The 17,289-nt window shown below is 69.2% G+C and carries 20 protein-coding genes; 12 read left to right on the forward strand and 8 right to left on the reverse strand.

What is annotated here, in order from left to right; all coding sequences use genetic code 11:
* Positions 1-269 precede the first annotated feature (269 nt).
* The 7 genes from fliE to DK254_RS06260 are packed head-to-tail and all read left to right on the forward strand — an operon-like array spanning position 270 to position 6,741.
* Positions 270-605, forward strand: coding sequence for a flagellar hook-basal body complex protein FliE (gene fliE / locus DK254_RS06230; RefSeq protein WP_109933093.1), 336 nt, complete (start codon positions 270-272; stop codon positions 603-605).
* Positions 606-628: 23 nt separating this feature from the next.
* On the forward strand, positions 629-2,419 hold the full coding sequence (fliF, locus tag DK254_RS06235; RefSeq protein WP_109933094.1) for a flagellar basal-body MS-ring/collar protein FliF: 1,791 nt from the start codon (positions 629-631) through the stop codon (positions 2,417-2,419).
* 6 nt (positions 2,420-2,425) lie between these two features.
* The gene (gene fliG, locus DK254_RS06240; protein ID WP_109933095.1) at positions 2,426-3,442 is read left to right on the forward strand and encodes a flagellar motor switch protein FliG; all 1,017 of its coding nucleotides are present in this window, start codon (positions 2,426-2,428) and stop codon (positions 3,440-3,442) included.
* Positions 3,443-4,225, forward strand: a complete 783-nt coding sequence (gene fliH, locus DK254_RS06245; RefSeq protein ID WP_109933096.1) for a flagellar assembly protein FliH — start codon at positions 3,443-3,445, stop codon at positions 4,223-4,225.
* Positions 4,215-5,570 carry a flagellar protein export ATPase FliI gene (gene fliI, locus DK254_RS06250; protein WP_109933097.1) on the forward strand — a complete coding sequence of 452 codons (1,356 nt, stop codon included), beginning with the start codon at positions 4,215-4,217 and terminating at the stop codon, positions 5,568-5,570. Before fliH ends, fliI begins: the two co-directional genes overlap by 11 nt.
* 32 nt (positions 5,571-5,602) lie before the next feature.
* The gene (gene fliJ, locus DK254_RS06255) at positions 5,603-6,046 is read left to right on the forward strand and encodes a flagellar export protein FliJ (RefSeq protein WP_109933098.1); all 444 of its coding nucleotides are present in this window, start codon (positions 5,603-5,605) and stop codon (positions 6,044-6,046) included.
* 50 nt (positions 6,047-6,096) lie between these two features.
* A complete protein-coding gene (locus DK254_RS06260; protein WP_109933099.1) occupies positions 6,097-6,741 on the forward strand; it encodes a DUF1345 domain-containing protein in 645 nt (214 codons plus the stop codon).
* A gap of 6 nt (positions 6,742-6,747) precedes the next feature.
* On the opposite strand, the gene DK254_RS06265 is transcribed toward DK254_RS06260, so the two are convergent.
* Positions 6,748-8,202, reverse strand: a complete 1,455-nt coding sequence (locus tag DK254_RS06265; protein WP_109933100.1) for a TrkH family potassium uptake protein — start codon at positions 8,200-8,202, stop codon at positions 6,748-6,750.
* A 152-nt stretch (positions 8,203-8,354) separates the two neighbouring features.
* Between DK254_RS06265 and DK254_RS06270 the strand changes: the two genes are divergently transcribed.
* Both DK254_RS06270 and DK254_RS06275 read left to right on the forward strand, forming a co-directional pair.
* Positions 8,355-8,732: a YkgJ family cysteine cluster protein gene (locus DK254_RS06270; protein ID WP_089391775.1), complete on the forward strand. Its 378-nt coding sequence runs from the start codon at positions 8,355-8,357 to the stop codon at positions 8,730-8,732.
* Positions 8,733-9,135: 403 nt separating this feature from the next.
* Positions 9,136-9,696, forward strand: a complete 561-nt coding sequence (locus tag DK254_RS06275; protein WP_089391774.1) for a nitroreductase family protein — start codon at positions 9,136-9,138, stop codon at positions 9,694-9,696.
* Here DK254_RS06275 and DK254_RS06280 read toward each other — a convergent pair.
* The 7 genes from DK254_RS06280 to DK254_RS06310 form a co-directional block, all read right to left on the reverse strand.
* Positions 9,677-10,156 (reverse strand): hypothetical protein, encoded by a 480-nt coding sequence (locus DK254_RS06280; protein ID WP_109933101.1) that lies wholly within the window; start codon positions 10,154-10,156, stop codon positions 9,677-9,679. The two genes, DK254_RS06275 and DK254_RS06280, sit on opposite strands and share 20 nt — an antisense overlap.
* 15 nt (positions 10,157-10,171) lie before the next feature.
* A complete protein-coding gene (locus tag DK254_RS06285) occupies positions 10,172-11,509 on the reverse strand; it encodes a HAMP domain-containing sensor histidine kinase (protein ID WP_109933102.1) in 1,338 nt (445 codons plus the stop codon).
* Positions 11,510-11,602: 93 nt separating this feature from the next.
* Positions 11,603-12,064 (reverse strand): Spy/CpxP family protein refolding chaperone, encoded by a 462-nt coding sequence (locus tag DK254_RS06290; RefSeq protein ID WP_109933103.1) that lies wholly within the window; start codon positions 12,062-12,064, stop codon positions 11,603-11,605.
* Positions 12,065-12,203: 139 nt separating this feature from the next.
* Positions 12,204-12,881 (reverse strand): response regulator transcription factor, encoded by a 678-nt coding sequence (locus tag DK254_RS06295; protein ID WP_109933104.1) that lies wholly within the window; start codon positions 12,879-12,881, stop codon positions 12,204-12,206.
* A 14-nt stretch (positions 12,882-12,895) separates the two neighbouring features.
* Entirely contained in the window at positions 12,896-13,282 is a 387-nt protein-coding gene (locus DK254_RS06300) for a translation initiation factor 2 (IF-2, GTPase) (RefSeq protein WP_109933105.1), read from the reverse strand.
* Positions 13,283-13,401: 119 nt separating this feature from the next.
* Complete coding sequence (locus DK254_RS06305; protein ID WP_009620898.1) at positions 13,402-13,701, reverse strand: YciI family protein; 300 nt, start codon at positions 13,699-13,701, stop codon at positions 13,402-13,404.
* Between the two features lies 1 nt (position 13,702).
* Positions 13,703-14,299 (reverse strand): septation protein A, encoded by a 597-nt coding sequence (locus tag DK254_RS06310; protein ID WP_089391768.1) that lies wholly within the window; start codon positions 14,297-14,299, stop codon positions 13,703-13,705.
* Between the two features lie 147 nt (positions 14,300-14,446).
* Between DK254_RS06310 and DK254_RS06315 the strand changes: the two genes are divergently transcribed.
* From DK254_RS06315 to DK254_RS06325, 3 genes are read left to right on the forward strand one after another with little or no spacing between them, the layout of a single operon-like run.
* Complete coding sequence (locus DK254_RS06315) at positions 14,447-15,316, forward strand: PHP domain-containing protein (RefSeq protein ID WP_109933132.1); 870 nt, start codon at positions 14,447-14,449, stop codon at positions 15,314-15,316.
* Positions 15,313-15,942 (forward strand): L-threonylcarbamoyladenylate synthase, encoded by a 630-nt coding sequence (locus tag DK254_RS06320; RefSeq protein ID WP_109933106.1) that lies wholly within the window; start codon positions 15,313-15,315, stop codon positions 15,940-15,942. The genes DK254_RS06315 and DK254_RS06320 overlap by 4 nt, the downstream gene beginning before the upstream one ends.
* 49 nt (positions 15,943-15,991) lie before the next feature.
* On the forward strand, positions 15,992-17,206 hold the full coding sequence (locus DK254_RS06325) for a tryptophan--tRNA ligase (protein WP_109933107.1): 1,215 nt from the start codon (positions 15,992-15,994) through the stop codon (positions 17,204-17,206).
* The last annotated feature ends 83 nt before the right edge of the window (positions 17,207-17,289 follow it).

Here is a 17,289-nt window from a genome sequence, read left to right on the forward strand (position 1 = left end):
CCTACTTGTACGCCAGCTGACGCTGGGGCTGCAGGCGGCAGGCCATAGGCTGCAGGCTAAAACGCAAGGCCCGCATCCCGCCAAGCTCTTGCCTGCCGCCTGCCGCCCCCAGAACCAGAAGCCCGGCTGAATGCCGGGCTTCCTGCTTTTGGCCTGCCGCCTGTAGCCTGCCGCCTGTAGCCGCCCTTGTTGGCATCCTAGTTGCAATCCCCTATGCCAAAGCGCCGCGGCGTCAAAAAAGCCACGGCCCGTAGTCAGAGGGAAAGCAAATGAGTCAGGGTATCGAGTTCAACCGCCTGCTGCTGGAAATGCGCTCCATGCAGATGGACGCCATGGCCAAGGCCAAGCCGGCGACGTCGGCGCCGGCGGCCGTGGAGGGTGCGCCGAGCTTCTCGGACATGCTCGGCCAGGCGGTGAACAAGGTGAACTCCACCCAGCAGGCCGCCACTGCGCTGGCCAATGCCTTCGAGGTGGGCCAGAGCAACGTCGACCTGACCGACGTGATGATCGCTTCGCAGAAGGCCAGCGTGTCCTTCCAGGCCATGACCCAGGTGCGCAACAAACTGGTCCAGGCCTACCAGGACATCATGCAGATGCCCATCTGAGCCACGGGGTAGGTAGATAGTTCATGGCCGAAGCCACTGTAGACAACCAGGTCCCCGCCAAAGCCGGCGCAGCCGAAATGCTGAAGAAGCCGCTGATGGGCCTGCAGTTCCTCGAGAACCTCGCCGAGATGCCGGTGCTGCGCCAGGTCGGCCTGCTGGTCGGGTTGGCGGCGAGCATCGCCATCGGCTTCGGCATGGTGCTGTGGTCGCAGCAGCCGGACTACAAGCCGCTGTACGGCAGCCTCAACGGCGTCGATGCCAACAAGGTGATCGAGACGCTGAACGCCGCCGACATCGGCTACAAGGTCGACCCCAATTCCGGCGCCCTGCTGGTCAAGGCCGACGACCTCGGCCGCGCCCGCATCAAGGTGGCCGGTGCCGGCCTCACGCCCACCGACAGCAACGTCGGCTTCGAGATCCTCGACAAGGAACAGGCCCTGGGCACCAGCCAGTTCATGGAAGCGACCAACTACCGTCGCGGCCTGGAAGGCGAGCTGGCGCGCACCATCTCCAGCCTGAACAACGTCAAGGGCGCGCGCGTGCACCTGGCCATCCCGAAGAGCTCGGTGTTCGTCCGCGACGAGCGCAAGCCCACCGCCTCGGTGCTGGTCGAGCTGTACCCGGGGCGCAGCCTGGAGCCCAGCCAGGTGCTGGCGATCGTCAACCTGGTGGCCACCAGCGTGCCGGAACTGGACAAGTCCCAGGTCACCGTGGTCGACCAGAAAGGCAACCTGCTCTCCGACCAGCAGGAGCTTTCCGAACTGACCATGGCCGGCAAGCAGTTCGACTACAGCCGGCGCATGGAAGGCATGTTCACCCAGCGCGTGCACAGCATCCTGCAGCCGGTGCTGGGCGATGGCCGCTACAAGGCCGAGGTGTCCGCCGACGTCGACTTCAGCGCCGTGGAATCCACCGCCGAGTCCTACAACCCGGACCAGCCGGCCCTGCGCAGCGAGCAGGTGAACAACGAGGAACGCCAGAACGGCAGCGGCCCGCAGGGTGTGCCCGGGGCGCTGTCGAACCAGCCGCCGGGCCCGGCCAGCGCGCCGCAGCAGACCGGCAAGAGCGCCGGCGCCGATTTCGTCGCCCCGGGCCAGCCGCTGAAGGACGCCAACGGCCAGACCATCATCGATCCGAAGACCGGCCGTCCGGTGCTGGCGCCGTACCCCACCGACAAGCGCGAGCAGAACACCCGCAACTACGAGCTGGACCGCTCCATCAGCTACACCAAGCAGCAGCAGGGCCGCCTGCGCCGGCTTTCCGTCGCCGTGGTGCTGGACGACCACATGGTCGCCGACCCCAAGACCGGCGAAGTCAGCCACAAGCCCTGGAGCGCCGACGAACTGGCGCGCTTCACCCGCCTGGTACAGGACGCGGTGGGCTACGACGCCAGCCGTGGCGACAGCGTCAGCGTGATCAACGCGCCCTTCGCCCCGGAGCAGAACCTGGAGATCGCCTCGCCGCCGTTCTACTCGCAGCCCTGGTTCTGGGACATCGTCAAGCAGGTGCTGGGCATCGTCTTCATCCTGGTGCTGGTGTTCGGCGTGCTGCGCCCGGTGCTGAACAACCTCGCCGGCAACAAGAGCAAGGCCCTGGTGGCCGGCGCCGGCGGCGACATGGCCCTGGGCGAGATGGCCGGCCTGGACGGCGAACTGGCCGAGGACCGTGTCAGCCTGGGCGGCCCGCCGAGCATCCTGTTGCCCAGCCCCAGCGAGGGGTACGATGCGCAGCTGAACGCGATCAAGAGCCTGGTGGCTCAGGACCCGGGCCGCGTGGCCCAGGTAGTGAAGGATTGGATCAACTCCGATGAGTGATGCGGTATGAGCGAGACCCGGTTGAACGCCAAACTGACCAAGGTCGACAAGGCCGCCATTCTCCTGCTGTCCCTCGGCGAGACCGACGCGGCGCAGGTGCTGCGGCACATGGGCCCGAAGGAAGTGCAGAGGGTCGGCGTGGCCATGGCGCAGATGCGCAACGTGCACCGCGAGCAGGTCGAGCAGGTGATGAGCGAGTTCGTCGAGGTGGTCGGCGACCAGACCAGCCTGGGCGTCGGCGCCGACGGCTACATCCGCAAGATGCTCACCCAGGCCCTGGGCGAGGACAAGGCCAACAACCTCATCGACCGCATCCTGCTGGGCGGCAACACCAGCGGCCTGGACAGCCTGAAGTGGATGGAGCCGCGCGCCGTGGCCGACGTCATCCGCTACGAGCACCCGCAGATCCAGGCCATCGTCGTCGCCTACCTGGACCCGGACCAGGCCGCCGAGGTGCTCAGCCACTTCGACCACAAGGTGCGCCTGGACATCGTCCTGCGCGTGTCCTCGCTGAACACCGTGCAGCCCTCGGCGCTGAAGGAACTCAACCTGATCCTCGAGAAGCAGTTCGCCGGCAACGCCAACGCCACCCGCACCACCATGGGCGGGGTGAAGCGCGCGGCGGACATCATGAACTACCTCGACAGCTCGATGGAGGGCGCCCTGATGGACGCCATCCGCGACGTGGACGAAGACCTCTCCGGGCAGATCGAGGACCTCATGTTCGTCTTCGACAACCTCGCCGACGTCGACGACCGCGGCATCCAGGCGCTGCTGCGCGAGGTGTCCTCGGACGTGCTGGTGCTGGCCCTCAAGGGCTCGGACGAGGGCATCCGCGAGAAGATCTTCCGCAACATGTCCAAGCGTGCCGCCGAACTGCTGCGCGACGACCTGGAGGCCCGCGGCCCGGTGCGCGTCAGCGAAGTGGAGGGCGCGCAGAAGGAAATCCTCACCATCGCCCGGCGCATGGCCGAGTCCGGGGAGATCGTCCTCGGCGGCAAGGGTGGCGAGGAGATGATCTAAGTGAGCGGCCCCGCGAAATCCAAGGAAGAACACGATGGCCTGATCCGCGCGCGCGACGTCGCCGGCTTCGACCGCTGGGCGCTGCCCAGCTTCGACCCGGTGGTGGAGCGGCCGCCGGAACCCGAGCCCGAGCCGCAGGCGCCGGAAGCCCCGGCGGTGGAGGAAGTCCCCGTCGAGGAAGTCAAACCGCTGACGCTCGAGGAACTGGAGGCGATCCGCCAGGACGCCTACAACGAAGGCTTCGCCACCGGCGAGAAGGACGGTTTCCACGCCGGCCAGCTCAAGGCCCGGCAGGAGGCCGAGGCGGCGCTGCAGGAGCGCCTGGCCGGCCTGGAGACGCTGATGGGCCAGCTGTTCGAGCCCATCGCCGAGCAGGACCTGCTGATCGAGCAGATGCTGGTCAGGCTGGTCGGCCAGGTGGCGCACCAGGTCATCCAGCGCGAGCTGGAGGGCGACTCCAGCCAGCTGCGCCAGGTGCTGCGCGAGGCGCTCAAGCAACTGCCGATGGGCAGCGAGAACGTGCGTATCCACGTCAACCCGCAGGACTTCGAACTGGTCAAGGCACTGCGCGACCGCCACGAGGAAAGCTGGCGCATCCTCGAGGACGAGCAACTGCTGCCCGGTGGTTGCCGCATCGAGACCGAGCATTCGCGCATCGACGCCAGCATCGAGACGCGCCTGGCGCAGATCACCAAGCAGCTCTTCGAACAGCAGCGCGAGCAGGCCACCCACGCGCTGGAGCCGGACCTGCACATCGACCTGGACAAGCCCGATGCGCCTTGACCGGGTGAGTTTCGCCAAACGCCTGGAGGGCTACCTGGAAGCCGCCAAACTGCCGGCGCAGCCGGTGGTGGAAGGCCGCCTGCTGCGCATGGTCGGCCTGACCCTGGAGGCCGAGGGCCTGCAGGCGGCGGTGGGCAGCCGCTGCACGGTGATCAACGACAGCGGCTACCACTCGGTGCAGGTGGAAGCCGAAGTCATGGGCTTCTCCGGCAACAAGATCTTCCTCATGCCGGTCGGCAGCCTGGCCGGCATCGCCCCCGGCGCCCGCGTGGTGCCGCTGCCCGACAGCGGCCGCCTGCCCATGGGCATGTCCATGCTCGGCCGGGTGCTCGACGGCGTCGGCCGGGCCCTGGACGGCAAGGGCGGAATGCGCGCCGAGGACTGGGTGCCCATGGACGGCCCGACCATCAACCCGCTCAAGCGCGAGCCGATCCACGAACCCATGGACGTCGGCATCCGCTCGATCAACTCGCTGCTCACCGTCGGCCGCGGCCAGCGCCTGGGCCTGTTCGCCGGCACCGGCGTGGGCAAGTCGGTGCTGCTGGGCATGATGACCAAGTACACCAAGGCCGACATCATCGTGGTCGGCCTGATCGGCGAGCGGGGCCGCGAGGTGAAGGAGTTCATCGAGCATATCCTCGGCGAGGAGGGCCTCAAGCGCTCGGTGGTGGTGGCCTCGCCCGCCGACGACGCGCCGCTGATGCGCCTGCGCGCGGCCATGTACTGCACGCGCATCGCCGAATACTTCCGCGACAAGGGCAAGAACGTCCTGTTGCTGATGGACTCGCTGACGCGCTTCGCCCAGGCCCAGCGCGAGATCGCCCTGGCCATCGGCGAGCCGCCGGCGACCAAGGGCTACCCGCCGTCGGTGTTCGCCAGGCTGCCGCGCCTGGTGGAGCGTGCCGGCAACGGCGAGAAGGGCGGCGGCTCCATCACCGCCTTCTACACCGTGCTCAGCGAGGGCGACGACCAGCAGGACCCGATCGCCGACTCCGCCCGCGGCGTGCTCGACGGCCACTTCGTGCTGTCGCGCCGGCTGGCCGAGGAAGGCCATTACCCGGCCATCGACATCGAGGCCTCGATCAGCCGGGTGATGCCCCAGGTGGTCAGCCCCGAGCAGTTGCAGCACGCCCAGCGCTTCAAGCAGCTGTGGTCGCGCTACCAGCAGAGCCGCGACCTGATCAGCGTCGGCGCCTACGTCGCCGGTGGCGACGCCGAGACCGACCTGGCCATCCAGCGCTTCCCGGTGATGCGCCAGTTCCTCCGCCAGGGCCTGAACGAAAGCCAGAGCCTGGAGGACAGCGCCCAACTGCTGGACGCCGTGCTGTCCGGCAAGGCCGGTTGAGTGCGGCGGATGATGCCTGAGGTCCGCTTGCCATGAACCGCCGCGCCGACCGCCTGGCCCCGGTGGTGGAGATGGCCCTGAAGGCCGAGCGCGAGGCCGCGCGCCAACTGGGCGTGGCCCAGGGCCAGCTGCTCCAGGCGCAGCGCAAGCTGGCCGAGCTGGAGCGCTTCCGCGCCGACTACCAGCAGCAGTGGATCGACCGCGGCCGCCAGGGCGTCAGCGGCCAGTGGCTGCTGGACTACCAGCGCTTCCTGGCGCAGCTGGAAAGCGCCGTGGAACAGCAGAACCGCAGCCTGGCCTGGCACCAGGACGTGGTGGAGAAGGCGCGCGCCACCTGGGCCGAGAAGTACGCGCGCCTGGAAGGCCTGCGCAAGCTGGTGGAGCGCTACCGCGAAGAGGCGCGCCTGCTGGCCGACAAGCAGGAACAGAAGCAGCTCGACGAGTTCGCCCAGCGCCTGCGGCCGCCGCCCTACTGAAGCGCGGGCGCCATGCTAGGCTGCAGCCAGCTGAGCACCCGGAGCCCCGCATGCCTCTGAAATTCACCCTGCTACGCACCCATCCGCGGCTGATCGTCGCCATCCTCTGTGGCGTGCTGGCGGCCCTGGCCTGCGTCGGGCTGACGCCGCTGATGCGCATCCTGGTCGGCTGGAATGCCTGTGCCTGGCTGTACGTGGCGCTGATCGCCCTGCTGGCGCACGGCGCCACGGCGGAGCAGGTGCGCGGGCTGGCCGACATCGAGGACGAGAACGCCGAGGCCGTGCTGATGCTGGTCAGCGCCGCGGCCATCGCCAGCCTGGTGGCGATCGTCTTCGAACTGGCCGGCGCCCGCGACCTGCAGGGCGGCGAGAAGCTGCTGCGCTATGCCTTCACCGGCAGCACGGTACTGGGTTCCTGGTTCCTCATCGGTACCATCTTCGCCATGCACTATGCGCGCATGTACTACACGGCCGCGCAGCCGCCGCTGCAGTTCCCCGACCGCGAGCGGCAGCCGGACTACTGGGACTTCGCCTACTTCTCCTTCACCCTCAGCGTCGCCGTGCAGACCTCGGACGTGGCCATCGCCTCGCCAGGGCTGCGCCGGGTGGCCCTGGCGCAGTCGATCATCTGCTTCCTGTACAACACCGCGATCCTCGGCCTGAGCATCAACATCGCCGCCGGCATCGTCGGCTGACGGGCCTCAGTGGCGCCAGAAGGCCGGGGTGAACAGCACCAGCACGGTGAGGATCTCCAGGCGCCCGGCGAGCATGCCGGCGCACAGCAGCCACTTGGCGGCGTCCGGCAGGGACGAGAAGTTGCCCGAGGGGCCGATCACCGGGCCCATGCCCGGGCCGACGCCGGAGACGGTGCTGGCGGCGCCGGTCAGCGCGGTCATCCAGTCCAGGCCGAGGAAGGTCAGGGCCAGGCCCAGGCCGCCGACGGTGGCGCCGAAGAAGAACGAGAAGGTCAGGATCGAACGCACGATCTCCTCGTCCAGGCGGTGCCCGTTGTAGCTCTGGCGCAGCACCGCGCGCGGGTGGATGAGCTGGTACAGGCTGGCCTTGAGCAGGATGTAGGCGACCTGGAAGCGGAAGATCTTCAGGCCGCCGGCGGTGGAGCCGGAGCAGCCGCCGATGAAGCCCAGGTAGAAGAACACCATGATCGAGAAGTGGCCCCACAGGCTGTAGTCACCCAGGGCGAAGCCGGTGGTGGTGACCACCGAGGTGACGTTCACCGCGACGATGCGGAAGGCGTCCTGCCAGGACAGGTCGGAATTGAAGGCGTACCAGGTGCCCATCACCAGCCAGGTGAACACCAGCAGGCCGATGAAGCCGTGTACCTGGCTGTCCCTGAGCAGCGCCTTGCGGTGGCCGCGCAGGGTGGCGACGTAGAGGGCGAAGGGCAGGCTGCCGAGGATCATCACCACCACCGCCACCCAGTGCACCGCCGGCTGGTGCCACTTGGCCAGGGACTGGTCGGAGGTGGAGAAGCCGCCGGTGGAGATCGCCGACATGGCGTGGTTGAGCGCGTCGAACAGGCCCATGCCGGCCCACCACAGGCCCAGGGTACCGAGGATGGTGATGCCGACGTACACCGCGACTATGTACTTGGCGACCATGTGCGAGCGCGGCATGACCTTGTCGCTGCGGTCCGAGGATTCGGTCTGGAACAGGCGCATGCCGCCGATGCGCAGCATCGGCAGGATCGCCACCGCCATGCCGATGAAGCCGATGCCGCCCAGCCAGTGCAGCATCGAGCGCCAGATGAGGATGCCCGGCGACATGTTGTCCAGCCCGGAAAGCACCGTCGAGCCGGTGGCGGTGATGCCCGACATGCTCTCGAAGAAGGCGTCGGTGACGCTCATGTGGCGGGCGATGATGAAGGGCAGGGCGGAGAAGAAGCAGACGATCACCCAGCTGGAGACCGTGAGCATGTACATGTCCCGCGGGCGCAGGTGGGCCTGCTCCGGCCGGCCCGGCAGGACCAGCCCCAGGCCCGCGCTGAAGGTGATCAGGCTCGACCAGATGTAGGGCGAGAGCTCCTGCGGGCGGTGGTAGTAGAGCAGGGTGGCCATGGGCACCAGCATGGCCACCGCCAGGGTGATGAGGAACAGGCCGATGATGTATCCGAGGGTGCGTAGTGTCGGCAGCGCCATGAAGCGGACTCGATGGACATGAACCCTCCATTGTACCTGCCCTCGGCGCGATGCGCAGCGCGCCGGAGGGCTCTTCACAACGGCGGCGGAATCGCTAGAATCCTGCGCAGCCCGCCGGCGCTCGCCGGTTTCTTCTGGTGCATTCGCACATCATGTCCATCGACAATCCGTGTTTGAACTGTGGCGCCTGCTGCGCGCATTTCCGTGTGTCCTTCTACTGGGGCGAGTGCCGTTCCGCCGGCGGCAGCGTGCCCGACGAACTGGTGGTGCAGGTCAGCCCGCACCACGCCGCCATGCGTGGCACCGAGGCCAGGCCGGTGCGCTGCGTGGGGTTGCTCGGCGAGGTCGGCTGCGGCGTGCGCTGCACGGTCTACGAGCACCGCTCCAGCACCTGCCGCGAATTCGAGGCCTCCTGGCTCGACGGCCAGCACAACCCCAACTGCGACGCGGCCCGGGCGGCCTACGGCCTGCCGCCGCTGATGCCACCCCTGCAGCCGATCGTCACGCCGTCGCCGGAGCGGGTGGCTTGACGATGGGCGCATCGCTGGACTCCCTGTAGGAGCGAGCTTGCTCGCGAACGGCGCTTGCCGGTGGCTCCCGTGTTTCAGATTGACTCCGCTCCCTCTCCCCAGCCCTCTCCCTGAAGGGAGAGGGGGCTTGTCCGTGCCGAGAAGGGCCTTGGTTTCAACCGGATACTCGATGCAAGCCGGCTAACGCCGAAGTATCAGTGCATGCCGAACGGTTCCCTCTCCCTTCAGGGAGAGGGTTAGGGAGAGGGCGCTCTCAGGACGAACACCAGCGTTCGCCGATGAGCCCCCTTCGCGAGCAAGCTCGCTCCTACACGGATACGCAGCACCCTGATCGCACCTCAGCAGACAGATGAGAAGCCTTTGCGATTACAATGGCCGTCCTTGTGTGTACAGGAGGTAGCCCATGGAGGCCTACGAAGCGCTGGTCAATCGTGTATCCCATGCCCGCCTGGGCGAGCCGGCACCCAGCGCCGGGCAGCTCGAGCGGCTGTTCCGCGTCGCCCTGCGCGCGCCGGACCATGGGCAACTGCGCCCGTGGCGCTTCCTCACGGTGGAAGGCGAGGCACGCCAGCAACTGGGTGAGCTGTTCGCCCGCGCGCTGAGCGCCGAGCAACCCGGCGCCAGCCCCGAGGCGCTGGCCAAGGCCCGCGCCATGCCGTTGCGCGCGCCGACCCTGGTGGTGGCCATCGCGCGCCTGCAGGAGCACCCCAAGGTGCCGGAGATCGAGCAGATGCTGGCCGCCGGCTGTGCCGCCTACGGCATCGTCCAGGCGGCGTTCGTCGAGGGGCTGGGGGCCATGTGGCGCACCGGCGCCATGGCTTTCGACCCGCTGGTGCGGCAGGGCCTGGGCCTGGCGGCCAACGAGCGGATCGTCGGTTTCATCTACCTGGGCACGCCCATGGGTGAGCTGCGCCAGCCGGCGCCGCTGGACCCGGCGGCCTTCGTCAGCGCCTGGCGGGGCTGAGCGGCAGGCTCAGGCGGACTTTCCAGCGCGCCCCACCGGCACGCCAGAGCAGCCGGCCGCCCTGCCAGGCGGCCAACCGCTGGGCGGCGCGCAGGGCCCGGGGCAGCCAGCGCCGGGCCTGCTCGTCGGTGCCGCCGAGGTCCAGGCGCAGCAGCCCGCGCTCCAGGCGCGGCTCCAGCACGATGGCGGCGTCCTGCTGCCATTCCACCGCAGTGTCCAGCAGTTCATCCAGGGCTTCGTGCAGCGCCTGCGGCCAGCTGTGCAGCGGCCAGGTGCCGCCGCGCGGCAGGCTCAGGCGCAGTTCCGGCCAGCGGCGCCGCCAGCGCTGCGCCAGCAGGCCCAGCTCCACCGCCAGCACCAGGCTCTGCGGTTCGTCCCGCGGACGCTCCCGCGGCAGGTTGGCGGCCGCCGGCGGCAGGGCCGGGCTGGGGGAGGGCAGGTATTCGGCGGCAAGGCTCATGATCGGGCTCCGGGGTCAGGCGGCGTGGCGCGCCAGCGGTATTTCCAGGGTGGCGACGAAACCGCCGTCGGGGTGATTGGCCAGGCGCAGGCGGCCGGCATGGCGCTCCACCGCGCGGCGAGCGATGGCCAGGCCCAGGCCGTGGCCGGGGCTGTCCTGGTTGGGGGCGCGGAAGAAGGGCTCGCCCAGTTGAGCCAGGTGCTCGGCGTCGGCCCCCGGGCCATGGTCGCGCACGCGCACGCGCAGCACGGCGCCGTCGCTGTCGGCATCCACCTCGAGCGGCTTGTCCGCCGGGTTGAAGCGCAGGGCGTTGCGCAGCAGGTTGTCCAGCGCCCGTTCGAGCATGTCGGGCCAGCCGTCCAGGGCCAGGCCGGTGGGGACCTTCAACTGGATGTGCTGTTCCGGGGCGAGCAGCTGGGCATCCTCGCGCAGGCGTTCGAGCAGCGGCAGCAGTTCGACGCGGCTGGTCGGCCCGGGCTCGGCGTCCAGGCGGGCGAGGGCGAGGATCTCGGCGATCAGCGCTTCCAGGCGGTCGCATTCCTGCTCCAGGCGCGGCCACATGCTGGCGCGCTGTTCGGGCGTGGCGCGCTCGGCCAGGGCCAGGGCGATGCGCAGGCGCGCCAGCGGCGAGCGCAGTTCGTGGGAGACGTCGCGCAGCAACTGGCGCTGGCTGCCGATCAGGCTTTGCAGGCGGGCGCCCATGCGGTTGAAGTCGCGGGCCAGCACGCCGAGTTCGTCGCCGCGGTGGGCCAGGCGGGCCAGGCTGTCCTGCTGGTAGGCGGTCTGCCCGAGGTCGTGTACGGCGCGGCGCAGGCGGTTGAGCGGGCGGGTGATGGAGAGAGTCACCAACAGGCTGAAGATGGTCAGCACCACCAGGGCGATGCCCAGCGCGCTGAGCGGCCACAGCAGGCTGCCGCGGTGCCAGGCTTCCAGCGCGCCGTGGGGAATCCGGTAGATGAACAGGTAGGTGTGGTCGCTCTCCGTGCTGGTGTATTCCTGGCTGAGCTGGCGCCAGGGGAAGCGCGGCAGGTTGCGGCGGTCGAAGCCTTCCTCGTTGCGCCGTGGCGGGCGCGGCAGGTAGGTGCCGTCGACCAGGCGCTGGCCGCTTTCGTCGAGCACCTGGACCGACAGGTCGTAGTCGCGGCGGCGTTGCTCCAGCAGTTGCTGGGCGGCGGCGGGGCCCTGGTTCTCGTAGAGCTGGGTCCACTGCTTGGCGAGATCGTGCATGCCGGGGTAGCGGGCGATGATCCAGGTGTCCTGGTTCAGCGCGCGGCCGAGCAGGATGGACAGGCCGGCGACCAGCAGCAGGGCGAGCCAGAAGGCGGCGAGGATTCGCCAGAAGAGCGAGCGCATGGTCTTTCGGTTCAGTCGCATGTCCGTTTCGGGTCAGGGGCGCGGGCACGGCGAGGCGCCGGGGGGAGCCCGGCGCCTGCGTGGCTGGCGCTATCAGTTGGTCTTGCCATCCTTCTGCGCTTTCCATTGCTGGAACTCGGTCCATTCGGCCTTGCGCTGCTCGCGCTCTTTCTTCAGCTCGTCGAACTTCTTCTGCTGTTCGGGCGTCAGCAGCGCGCGGATGTCCTGCTGGGTCTTGTCGTGGCTGGCCTTCAGCTCATCCTGCATGGCCTTGCGGTCGGCCGCCGGCAGCTTGCTCAGGTACTTCTCGGTGATGTCGTGGCGGCTCTTCATCGAGTCACCCATCAGCTTGCCGACCTGCTGGCGCTGCTCGGGGCTCAGGTTCAGGGCCTTGAACGGGCCGTTCCAGCCGCCGCGCGGGCCGTGGCCGTCCTTCATGTGGCCGTCCATCATGTGGGCGGGCGGCGGCGGGGCGTCGGTAGCGGCAGGGGTGGCCGCCATGGCCAGGGTCGGCAGGGTGGCGGCGAGCATCAGGGCGGTGAGGGTCTTGCGCATGATCTTCTCCTTTCGTGGACCGGTTTCTGAACCGGATGTGCCCAGTCTAGGGATAGCAAGGTCAAGGGCGGTCAGGGCCGGGTAAAGCTTCGGTAAAGATTGCGTCTACCGCTCTGGGGCGGGGTTCCCGGCCTGCCGCTCAGGGTGTGTAGAAGTAGCCGCGCCCGCGCAGGGCGAGAATGCGCGGGCGCCCGTCCGGGTGCGCGCCGAGCTTCTTGCGCAGGTTGCTGACGTGCATGTCCAGGCTGCGGTCGTAGAGCGTCAGCTTGCGGCCCAGGGCGATCTGCGCCAGGGCCTGCTTGTCCAGCGGCTCGCCCGGCTGGCGCAGCAGCGCCTCGAGGATGCGGCTCTCGGACAGCGTCAGGCTGACGTCCTGGCCGCCGATGCTGGCCACGCCGCGGGTCAGGTTAAGGCTCAGGTCGCCGAGCTCGACCTGGGCGCTGGGCTGGGCCGGATGGCTGCGCCGCAGCACGGCGCGCAGGCGCGCGGTCAGCTCGCGTGGGTCGCAGGGCTTGGCCAGGTAGTCGTCGGCGCCCAGTTCCAGGCCGAGGATGCGGTCCAGTGGCTCGCCGCGGGCGGAGAGCATCAGCACCGGCAGGTCGGGGTGTTCGCTGCGCAATTGCTTGAGCAGCTCCAGGCCGCTGCCGTCGGGCAGCATCACGTCCAGCACCACGGCGTCCGGCGTGCGGCTGGCCAGGGCGCTACGGGCCGCGCCGCCATCGTGGCTGGCACGCACGCTGAAGCCTTCCTGGGTCAGCCAGGTGCACAGCAGTTCGCACAGTTCACGGTCGTCGTCGATCAGCAGCAGCTCACTCATTGCTCGGGCTTCTTTCAGTTGATCCATTCACGCCGCCGGCGGCGACGGCCGCGGCTCAGGGCGCCGAGGACGAAGGCGACCAGGGCGACGGCGCCGCCGGTCGCGAACCAGGTCTGCTCGTCGCTGAGCAGGCGTGGCGGTTGTTGGGCCTGCAGCTCGCGCAGTTGCAGCTTCAGGCGCTGGTTTTCCTGGCGCAGGCGGCCCACCACGGCGCTTTCCGCCCCCTGCAGCTGGGCGGCGAGGTCGGCGCGCAGCTTCTCGCTCTCGTCCAGGCGCTGTTGCAGCTGGGCGAGGTCGTCGCTGGCCGGGGTGGCACCGGGGGTGGCGGTGGGCTCCTCGCCGTGGGCGGCGAGCGGCAGGCTCAGGCAGAACAGCAGGGGCAGCAGATGACGTCGGGACATCGGAACTCCTTGTATGCTGATGAGCCGCCGGGCACCGCGGTCCGGGCGCTGTCCGGTTGCGGGGCCGGGCCTTGAGTGCCCGGCCATGCGGCGCCGTCCGTGCGCCGCCGCTTGCCGGTCTACGGCAGGACTTTCTTGAACGGCTTGACCACGACCTCGGCATAGACGCCGGCGGCGCGGTACGGGTCGGCATCGGCCCAGGCCTGGGCGGCGGCCAGCGACTCGAACTCGGCGACGATCAGGCTGCCGGTGAAGCCGGCCGCGCCCGGGTCGGGGCTGTCGATCGCCGGGTGCGGCCCGGCCAGGACCAGGCGGCCCTCGTCCTTCAACAGCTCGAGGCGGGCCAGGTGCGCCGGGCGCGCGGCCAGGCGGCGTTCTTGGGAGGCGGTGATGTCGCGGGCGATGATTGCGTAGAGCATGTCAGTCCTTGGGCTTTTCGCCGGTTGGGGCGTCGTGCATGTGGCGGGCCAGGAACACGCCCTGGCCGATCAGGAAGAGCAGGGTCATGCCCAGGCTGCCGAAGACCTTGAAGTCCACCCAGAAACGCTCGAAGGTGAAGGCGACGAACAGCTGGATGCAGCCGCAGAACACGAAGAACAGCACCCAGGCCAGGTTCAGGCGCTGCCAGATCGGCTCCGGCAGCTGCACGGCGTGGCCCATGATGCGCTGGATCAGCGGCCGGCGGTCGCCCACCAGGGTGCTGCCGAGGAAGCCCAGGGCGAACAGCCAGTTCACCACCGGGGCCTTCCACTTGAGGAAGGTCTCGCTGTGGAACGCCAGGGTCATGCCGCCGAACACCAGGCAGGCGGCCAGGGTCAGCCACTGGCCCTTGTCCAGCTTGCGCTGCTTGAGCAGCAGGGCGCCGTAGACCACCACCGAGGAGGCGATCAGCACCGCGGTGGCGCTGTAGATGCCGCCCAGGCTGAAGGAGTGTCCGGCGAGTTCGACCGTGCGCGGGTCCAGCTTGTAGACGATGAAGAACAGGATGAGGGGGATGAAATCGATGAATTGCTTCATTACGGCAGCCAGAGCCCAGTTGTGGCGGCATAATACCAACCTGCGGAAGAACTGAAATAGTCACCCGTCTCGTGCCGTTGCGCCGGCTTGCCGTGAATCGCCGCCGCGCAGCGTCTATACAGAAGTAAAACCCGTCCCGGTATGCCCATGCGTGTCGACCTGCATTGCCATAGCACCGCCTCCGACGGCCAGCTGCCGCCCGCCGCCGTGGTGGCCCGCGCGCACCAGCGCGGCGTGCGCCTGCTCGCCCTGAGCGACCACGACACCCTGGAGGGCCTGCCCGAGGCGCGCGCCGCCGCCGAGGCGCTGGGGGTGACCCTGGTCAACGGCGTGGAACTGTCCTGCACCTGGGGCGGGGCGACCATCCACGTCCTGGGTTATGCCTTCGACAGCGACGCCGAGCCGCTGGTTCGCGCCCTCGACGCGCTGCACCGCGGGCGCTGGGCGCGCGCCGAGGAGATCGGCCGGCGCCTGGAGGCCAAGGGCATGCCTGGCGCCTTCGAGGGCGCGCGGGCCATCCAGCGCGAGCTGGGCGACAGCGGCAACGCCCCGGCGCGGCCGCACTTCGCCGAGTTCCTGGTGCGCCAGGGCCATGTCGCCGAGCGCGCCGAGGCCTTCCGCAAGTGGCTGGGCGCCGGCAAGCTGGGCGACGTCAAGCAGCACTGGCCGAGCCTGGCCGAGGCGGTCGGCACCCTGCGCGCGGCCGGCGCCTGGGTCAGCCTGGCACACCCCTACCAGTACGATTTCACCCGCACCAAGCGGCGCAAGCTGATCGCCGACTTCATCGACGCAGGCGGCCACGCCATCGAAGTGGTCAATGGCCTGCAGCCGGCCGAGCAGGTCGGCGTGCTGAGCATCCTGGCCCGCGAATTCGGCCTGCTGGTCAGCGCCGGCAGCGATTTCCACGGCCCCAGCGACTGGTCGGAGCTGGGCCTGTACCGGCCCGTGCCGGACGACCTTCCGCCCTTGTGGACGCGCTTCGCCGGCGCCGCACGGGCCCTCGAGGAGATTTCATGAGCCAGTTCTTCCAGGTCCACCCGGAAAACCCCCAGCCGCGGCTGATCAAGCAGGCGGTGGAGATCGTCCGCCAGGGCGGGGTGATCGCCTATCCCACCGACTCCTCCTACGCCCTGGGCTGCCGCCTGGGCGAGAAGGGCGCGGTGGAGCGCATCCGCCGGCTGCGCAGGCTCGACGACAAGCACAACTTCACCCTGGTGTGCCGCGACCTGTCCGAACTGGGCCTGTACGCCAAGGTCGACACCCGCCTGTTCCGCCTGCTCAAGGCCCACACGCCCGGGCCCTACACCTTCATCCTCGACGCCACCCGCGAGGTGCCGCGCATGCTGCTGCACCCCAAGCGCCGCACCATCGGCCTGCGCGTGCCGGCCTGCCCGATCGCCCAGGCGCTGCTGCAGGAACTGGGCGAGCCGCTGATGAGCGTGAGCCTGATCCTGCCCGGCGAGAGCGAGCCGCTGAGCGACCCCTATGAAATGCGCAGTGCGCTGGAACACCAGGTGGACCTGGTGCTGGACGGCGGCCACGGCGGCGTCGAGGCTTCCACCGTGATCAACCTCACCGGCGAGGAGCCGGAGGTGGTGCGCGTCGGTTGCGGCGACCCGGCCCCCTTCGAGGCCTACGCCTGAAACGCGCTTCCATACTGCCGCCCTTGACTGTCCGTCCGAGGTCCCGCGCTTGAGCAAGGTCGAATCCCAGCGCCGTGTGCTGTCCGGCATGCGCCCCACCGGGCGCCTGCACCTGGGCCACCTGCACGGCGTGCTGCAGAACTGGGTACGTCTGCAGCACGAGTACGAATGCTTCTTCTCCATCGTCGACTGGCACGCCCTGACCACCGAGTACGATGACGTCGGGCAGATCCGCCAGCACGTCCGCGGCATGGCCGTGGACTGGCTGGCGGTGGGCGTCAGCCCCAGCGCCGCGACCCTGTTCATCCAGTCCCAGGTGCCCGAGCACGCCGAACTGCACCTGCTGCTATCGATGATCTGCCCGCTGCCCTGGCTGGAGCGGGTGCCGACCTACAAGGAGCTGCAGGAAAAGCTCGGCCACAAGGACCTGTCGACGTACGGCTTCCTCGGCTATCCGCTGCTGCAGGCGGCGGACATCCTGGTCTACCGCGCCGGGCTGGTGCCGGTGGGCTCGGACCAGCTGGCCCACGTCGAGTTCGCCCGCGAGGTGGCGCGGCGCTTCAACCACCTGTACGGCGGCGAGGTGGACTTCGAGGACAAGGCCCAGGCCGCCGTCACGCGCCTGGGCAAGAAGACCTCCAGGCTCTACAGCAGCCTGCGCAAGGCCTGGCAGGAACAGGGCGACGAGGATGCCCTGGAAACCGCGCAGGCGCTGCTCAAGGAGCAGCAGAACCTGACCCTCGGCGACCGCGAGCGGCTGCTCGGCTACCTGGAAGGCAACAGCCGGGTGCTGCTGCCCGAGCCGCAGACGCTGGTCGGCAGCACCGTGCGCATGCCGGGACTGGACGGGCAGAGGATGTCCAACGCCCACGACAACACCATCGGCCTGCGCGAGAGCCCGGCGGAGGTGGAGGAGAAGATCGCGCGCATGCCCACCGACCCTGCGCGGGTACGGCGCAACGACCCGGGCGACCCGCAGCGCTGCCCGGTGTGGCAGTGGCACCTGATCTACTCCGACGACGCCTGCCGCCAGTGGGTGCAGGAGGGCTGCAGCAGCGCCGGCATCGGCTGCCTGGACTGCAAGCGGCCGCTGATCGAGTCGATCAACCAGGAACTGGCGCCGATCCGCGAACGCGCCCAGGACTACGAGGACAACCCCGAGCTGGTGCGCAGCATCCTCGCCGAGGGCGCCGAACACGCCCGCGAGGCGGCGCGGGAGACCCTGGTGGAAGTGCGCCAGGCCATGGGGCTGGTGTACCGCTAGGCGGTCCGGCATTGCGGACAAACCCTGCGTTGCAGGCGAGCATGGCTTTTCGTAGGAGCGAGCTTGCTCGCGAACAAACGCGA

Source organism: Pseudomonas sp. RW407 (assembly GCF_003176655.1).
In the GTDB taxonomy this organism is placed as follows: Bacteria; Pseudomonadota; Gammaproteobacteria; order Pseudomonadales; family Pseudomonadaceae; genus Pseudomonas; species Pseudomonas delhiensis.

Excerpts from the sequence above, each read along its gene's own strand:
- fliJ (WP_109933098.1), top strand. The coding sequence starts at position 5,603 with ATGAACCGCCGCGCCGACCGCCTGGCCCCGGTGGTGGAGATGGCCCTG.
- fliI (WP_109933097.1), top strand. The coding sequence starts at position 4,215 with ATGCGCCTTGACCGGGTGAGTTTCGCCAAACGCCTGGAGGGCTACCTG.
- fliG (WP_109933095.1), top strand. The coding sequence starts at position 2,426 with ATGAGCGAGACCCGGTTGAACGCCAAACTGACCAAGGTCGACAAGGCC.
- DK254_RS06280 (WP_109933101.1), bottom strand. The coding sequence starts at position 10,156 with ATGAGCCTTGCCGCCGAATACCTGCCCTCCCCCAGCCCGGCCCTGCCG.
- DK254_RS06260 (WP_109933099.1), top strand. The coding sequence starts at position 6,097 with ATGCCTCTGAAATTCACCCTGCTACGCACCCATCCGCGGCTGATCGTC.
- fliF (WP_109933094.1), top strand. The coding sequence starts at position 629 with ATGGCCGAAGCCACTGTAGACAACCAGGTCCCCGCCAAAGCCGGCGCA.
- DK254_RS06270 (WP_089391775.1), top strand. The coding sequence starts at position 8,355 with ATGTCCATCGACAATCCGTGTTTGAACTGTGGCGCCTGCTGCGCGCAT.
- DK254_RS06275 (WP_089391774.1), top strand. The coding sequence starts at position 9,136 with ATGGAGGCCTACGAAGCGCTGGTCAATCGTGTATCCCATGCCCGCCTG.
- DK254_RS06310 (WP_089391768.1), bottom strand. The coding sequence starts at position 14,299 with ATGAAGCAATTCATCGATTTCATCCCCCTCATCCTGTTCTTCATCGTC.
- DK254_RS06285 (WP_109933102.1), bottom strand. The coding sequence starts at position 11,509 with ATGCGCTCGCTCTTCTGGCGAATCCTCGCCGCCTTCTGGCTCGCCCTG.
- DK254_RS06295 (WP_109933104.1), bottom strand. The coding sequence starts at position 12,881 with ATGAGTGAGCTGCTGCTGATCGACGACGACCGTGAACTGTGCGAACTG.
- DK254_RS06315 (WP_109933132.1), top strand. The coding sequence starts at position 14,447 with ATGCGTGTCGACCTGCATTGCCATAGCACCGCCTCCGACGGCCAGCTG.
- fliE (WP_109933093.1), top strand. The coding sequence starts at position 270 with ATGAGTCAGGGTATCGAGTTCAACCGCCTGCTGCTGGAAATGCGCTCC.
- DK254_RS06320 (WP_109933106.1), top strand. The coding sequence starts at position 15,313 with ATGAGCCAGTTCTTCCAGGTCCACCCGGAAAACCCCCAGCCGCGGCTG.
- DK254_RS06305 (WP_009620898.1), bottom strand. The coding sequence starts at position 13,701 with ATGCTCTACGCAATCATCGCCCGCGACATCACCGCCTCCCAAGAACGC.
- DK254_RS06290 (WP_109933103.1), bottom strand. The coding sequence starts at position 12,064 with ATGCGCAAGACCCTCACCGCCCTGATGCTCGCCGCCACCCTGCCGACC.
- DK254_RS06265 (WP_109933100.1), bottom strand. The coding sequence starts at position 8,202 with ATGGCGCTGCCGACACTACGCACCCTCGGATACATCATCGGCCTGTTC.
- DK254_RS06300 (WP_109933105.1), bottom strand. The coding sequence starts at position 13,282 with ATGTCCCGACGTCATCTGCTGCCCCTGCTGTTCTGCCTGAGCCTGCCG.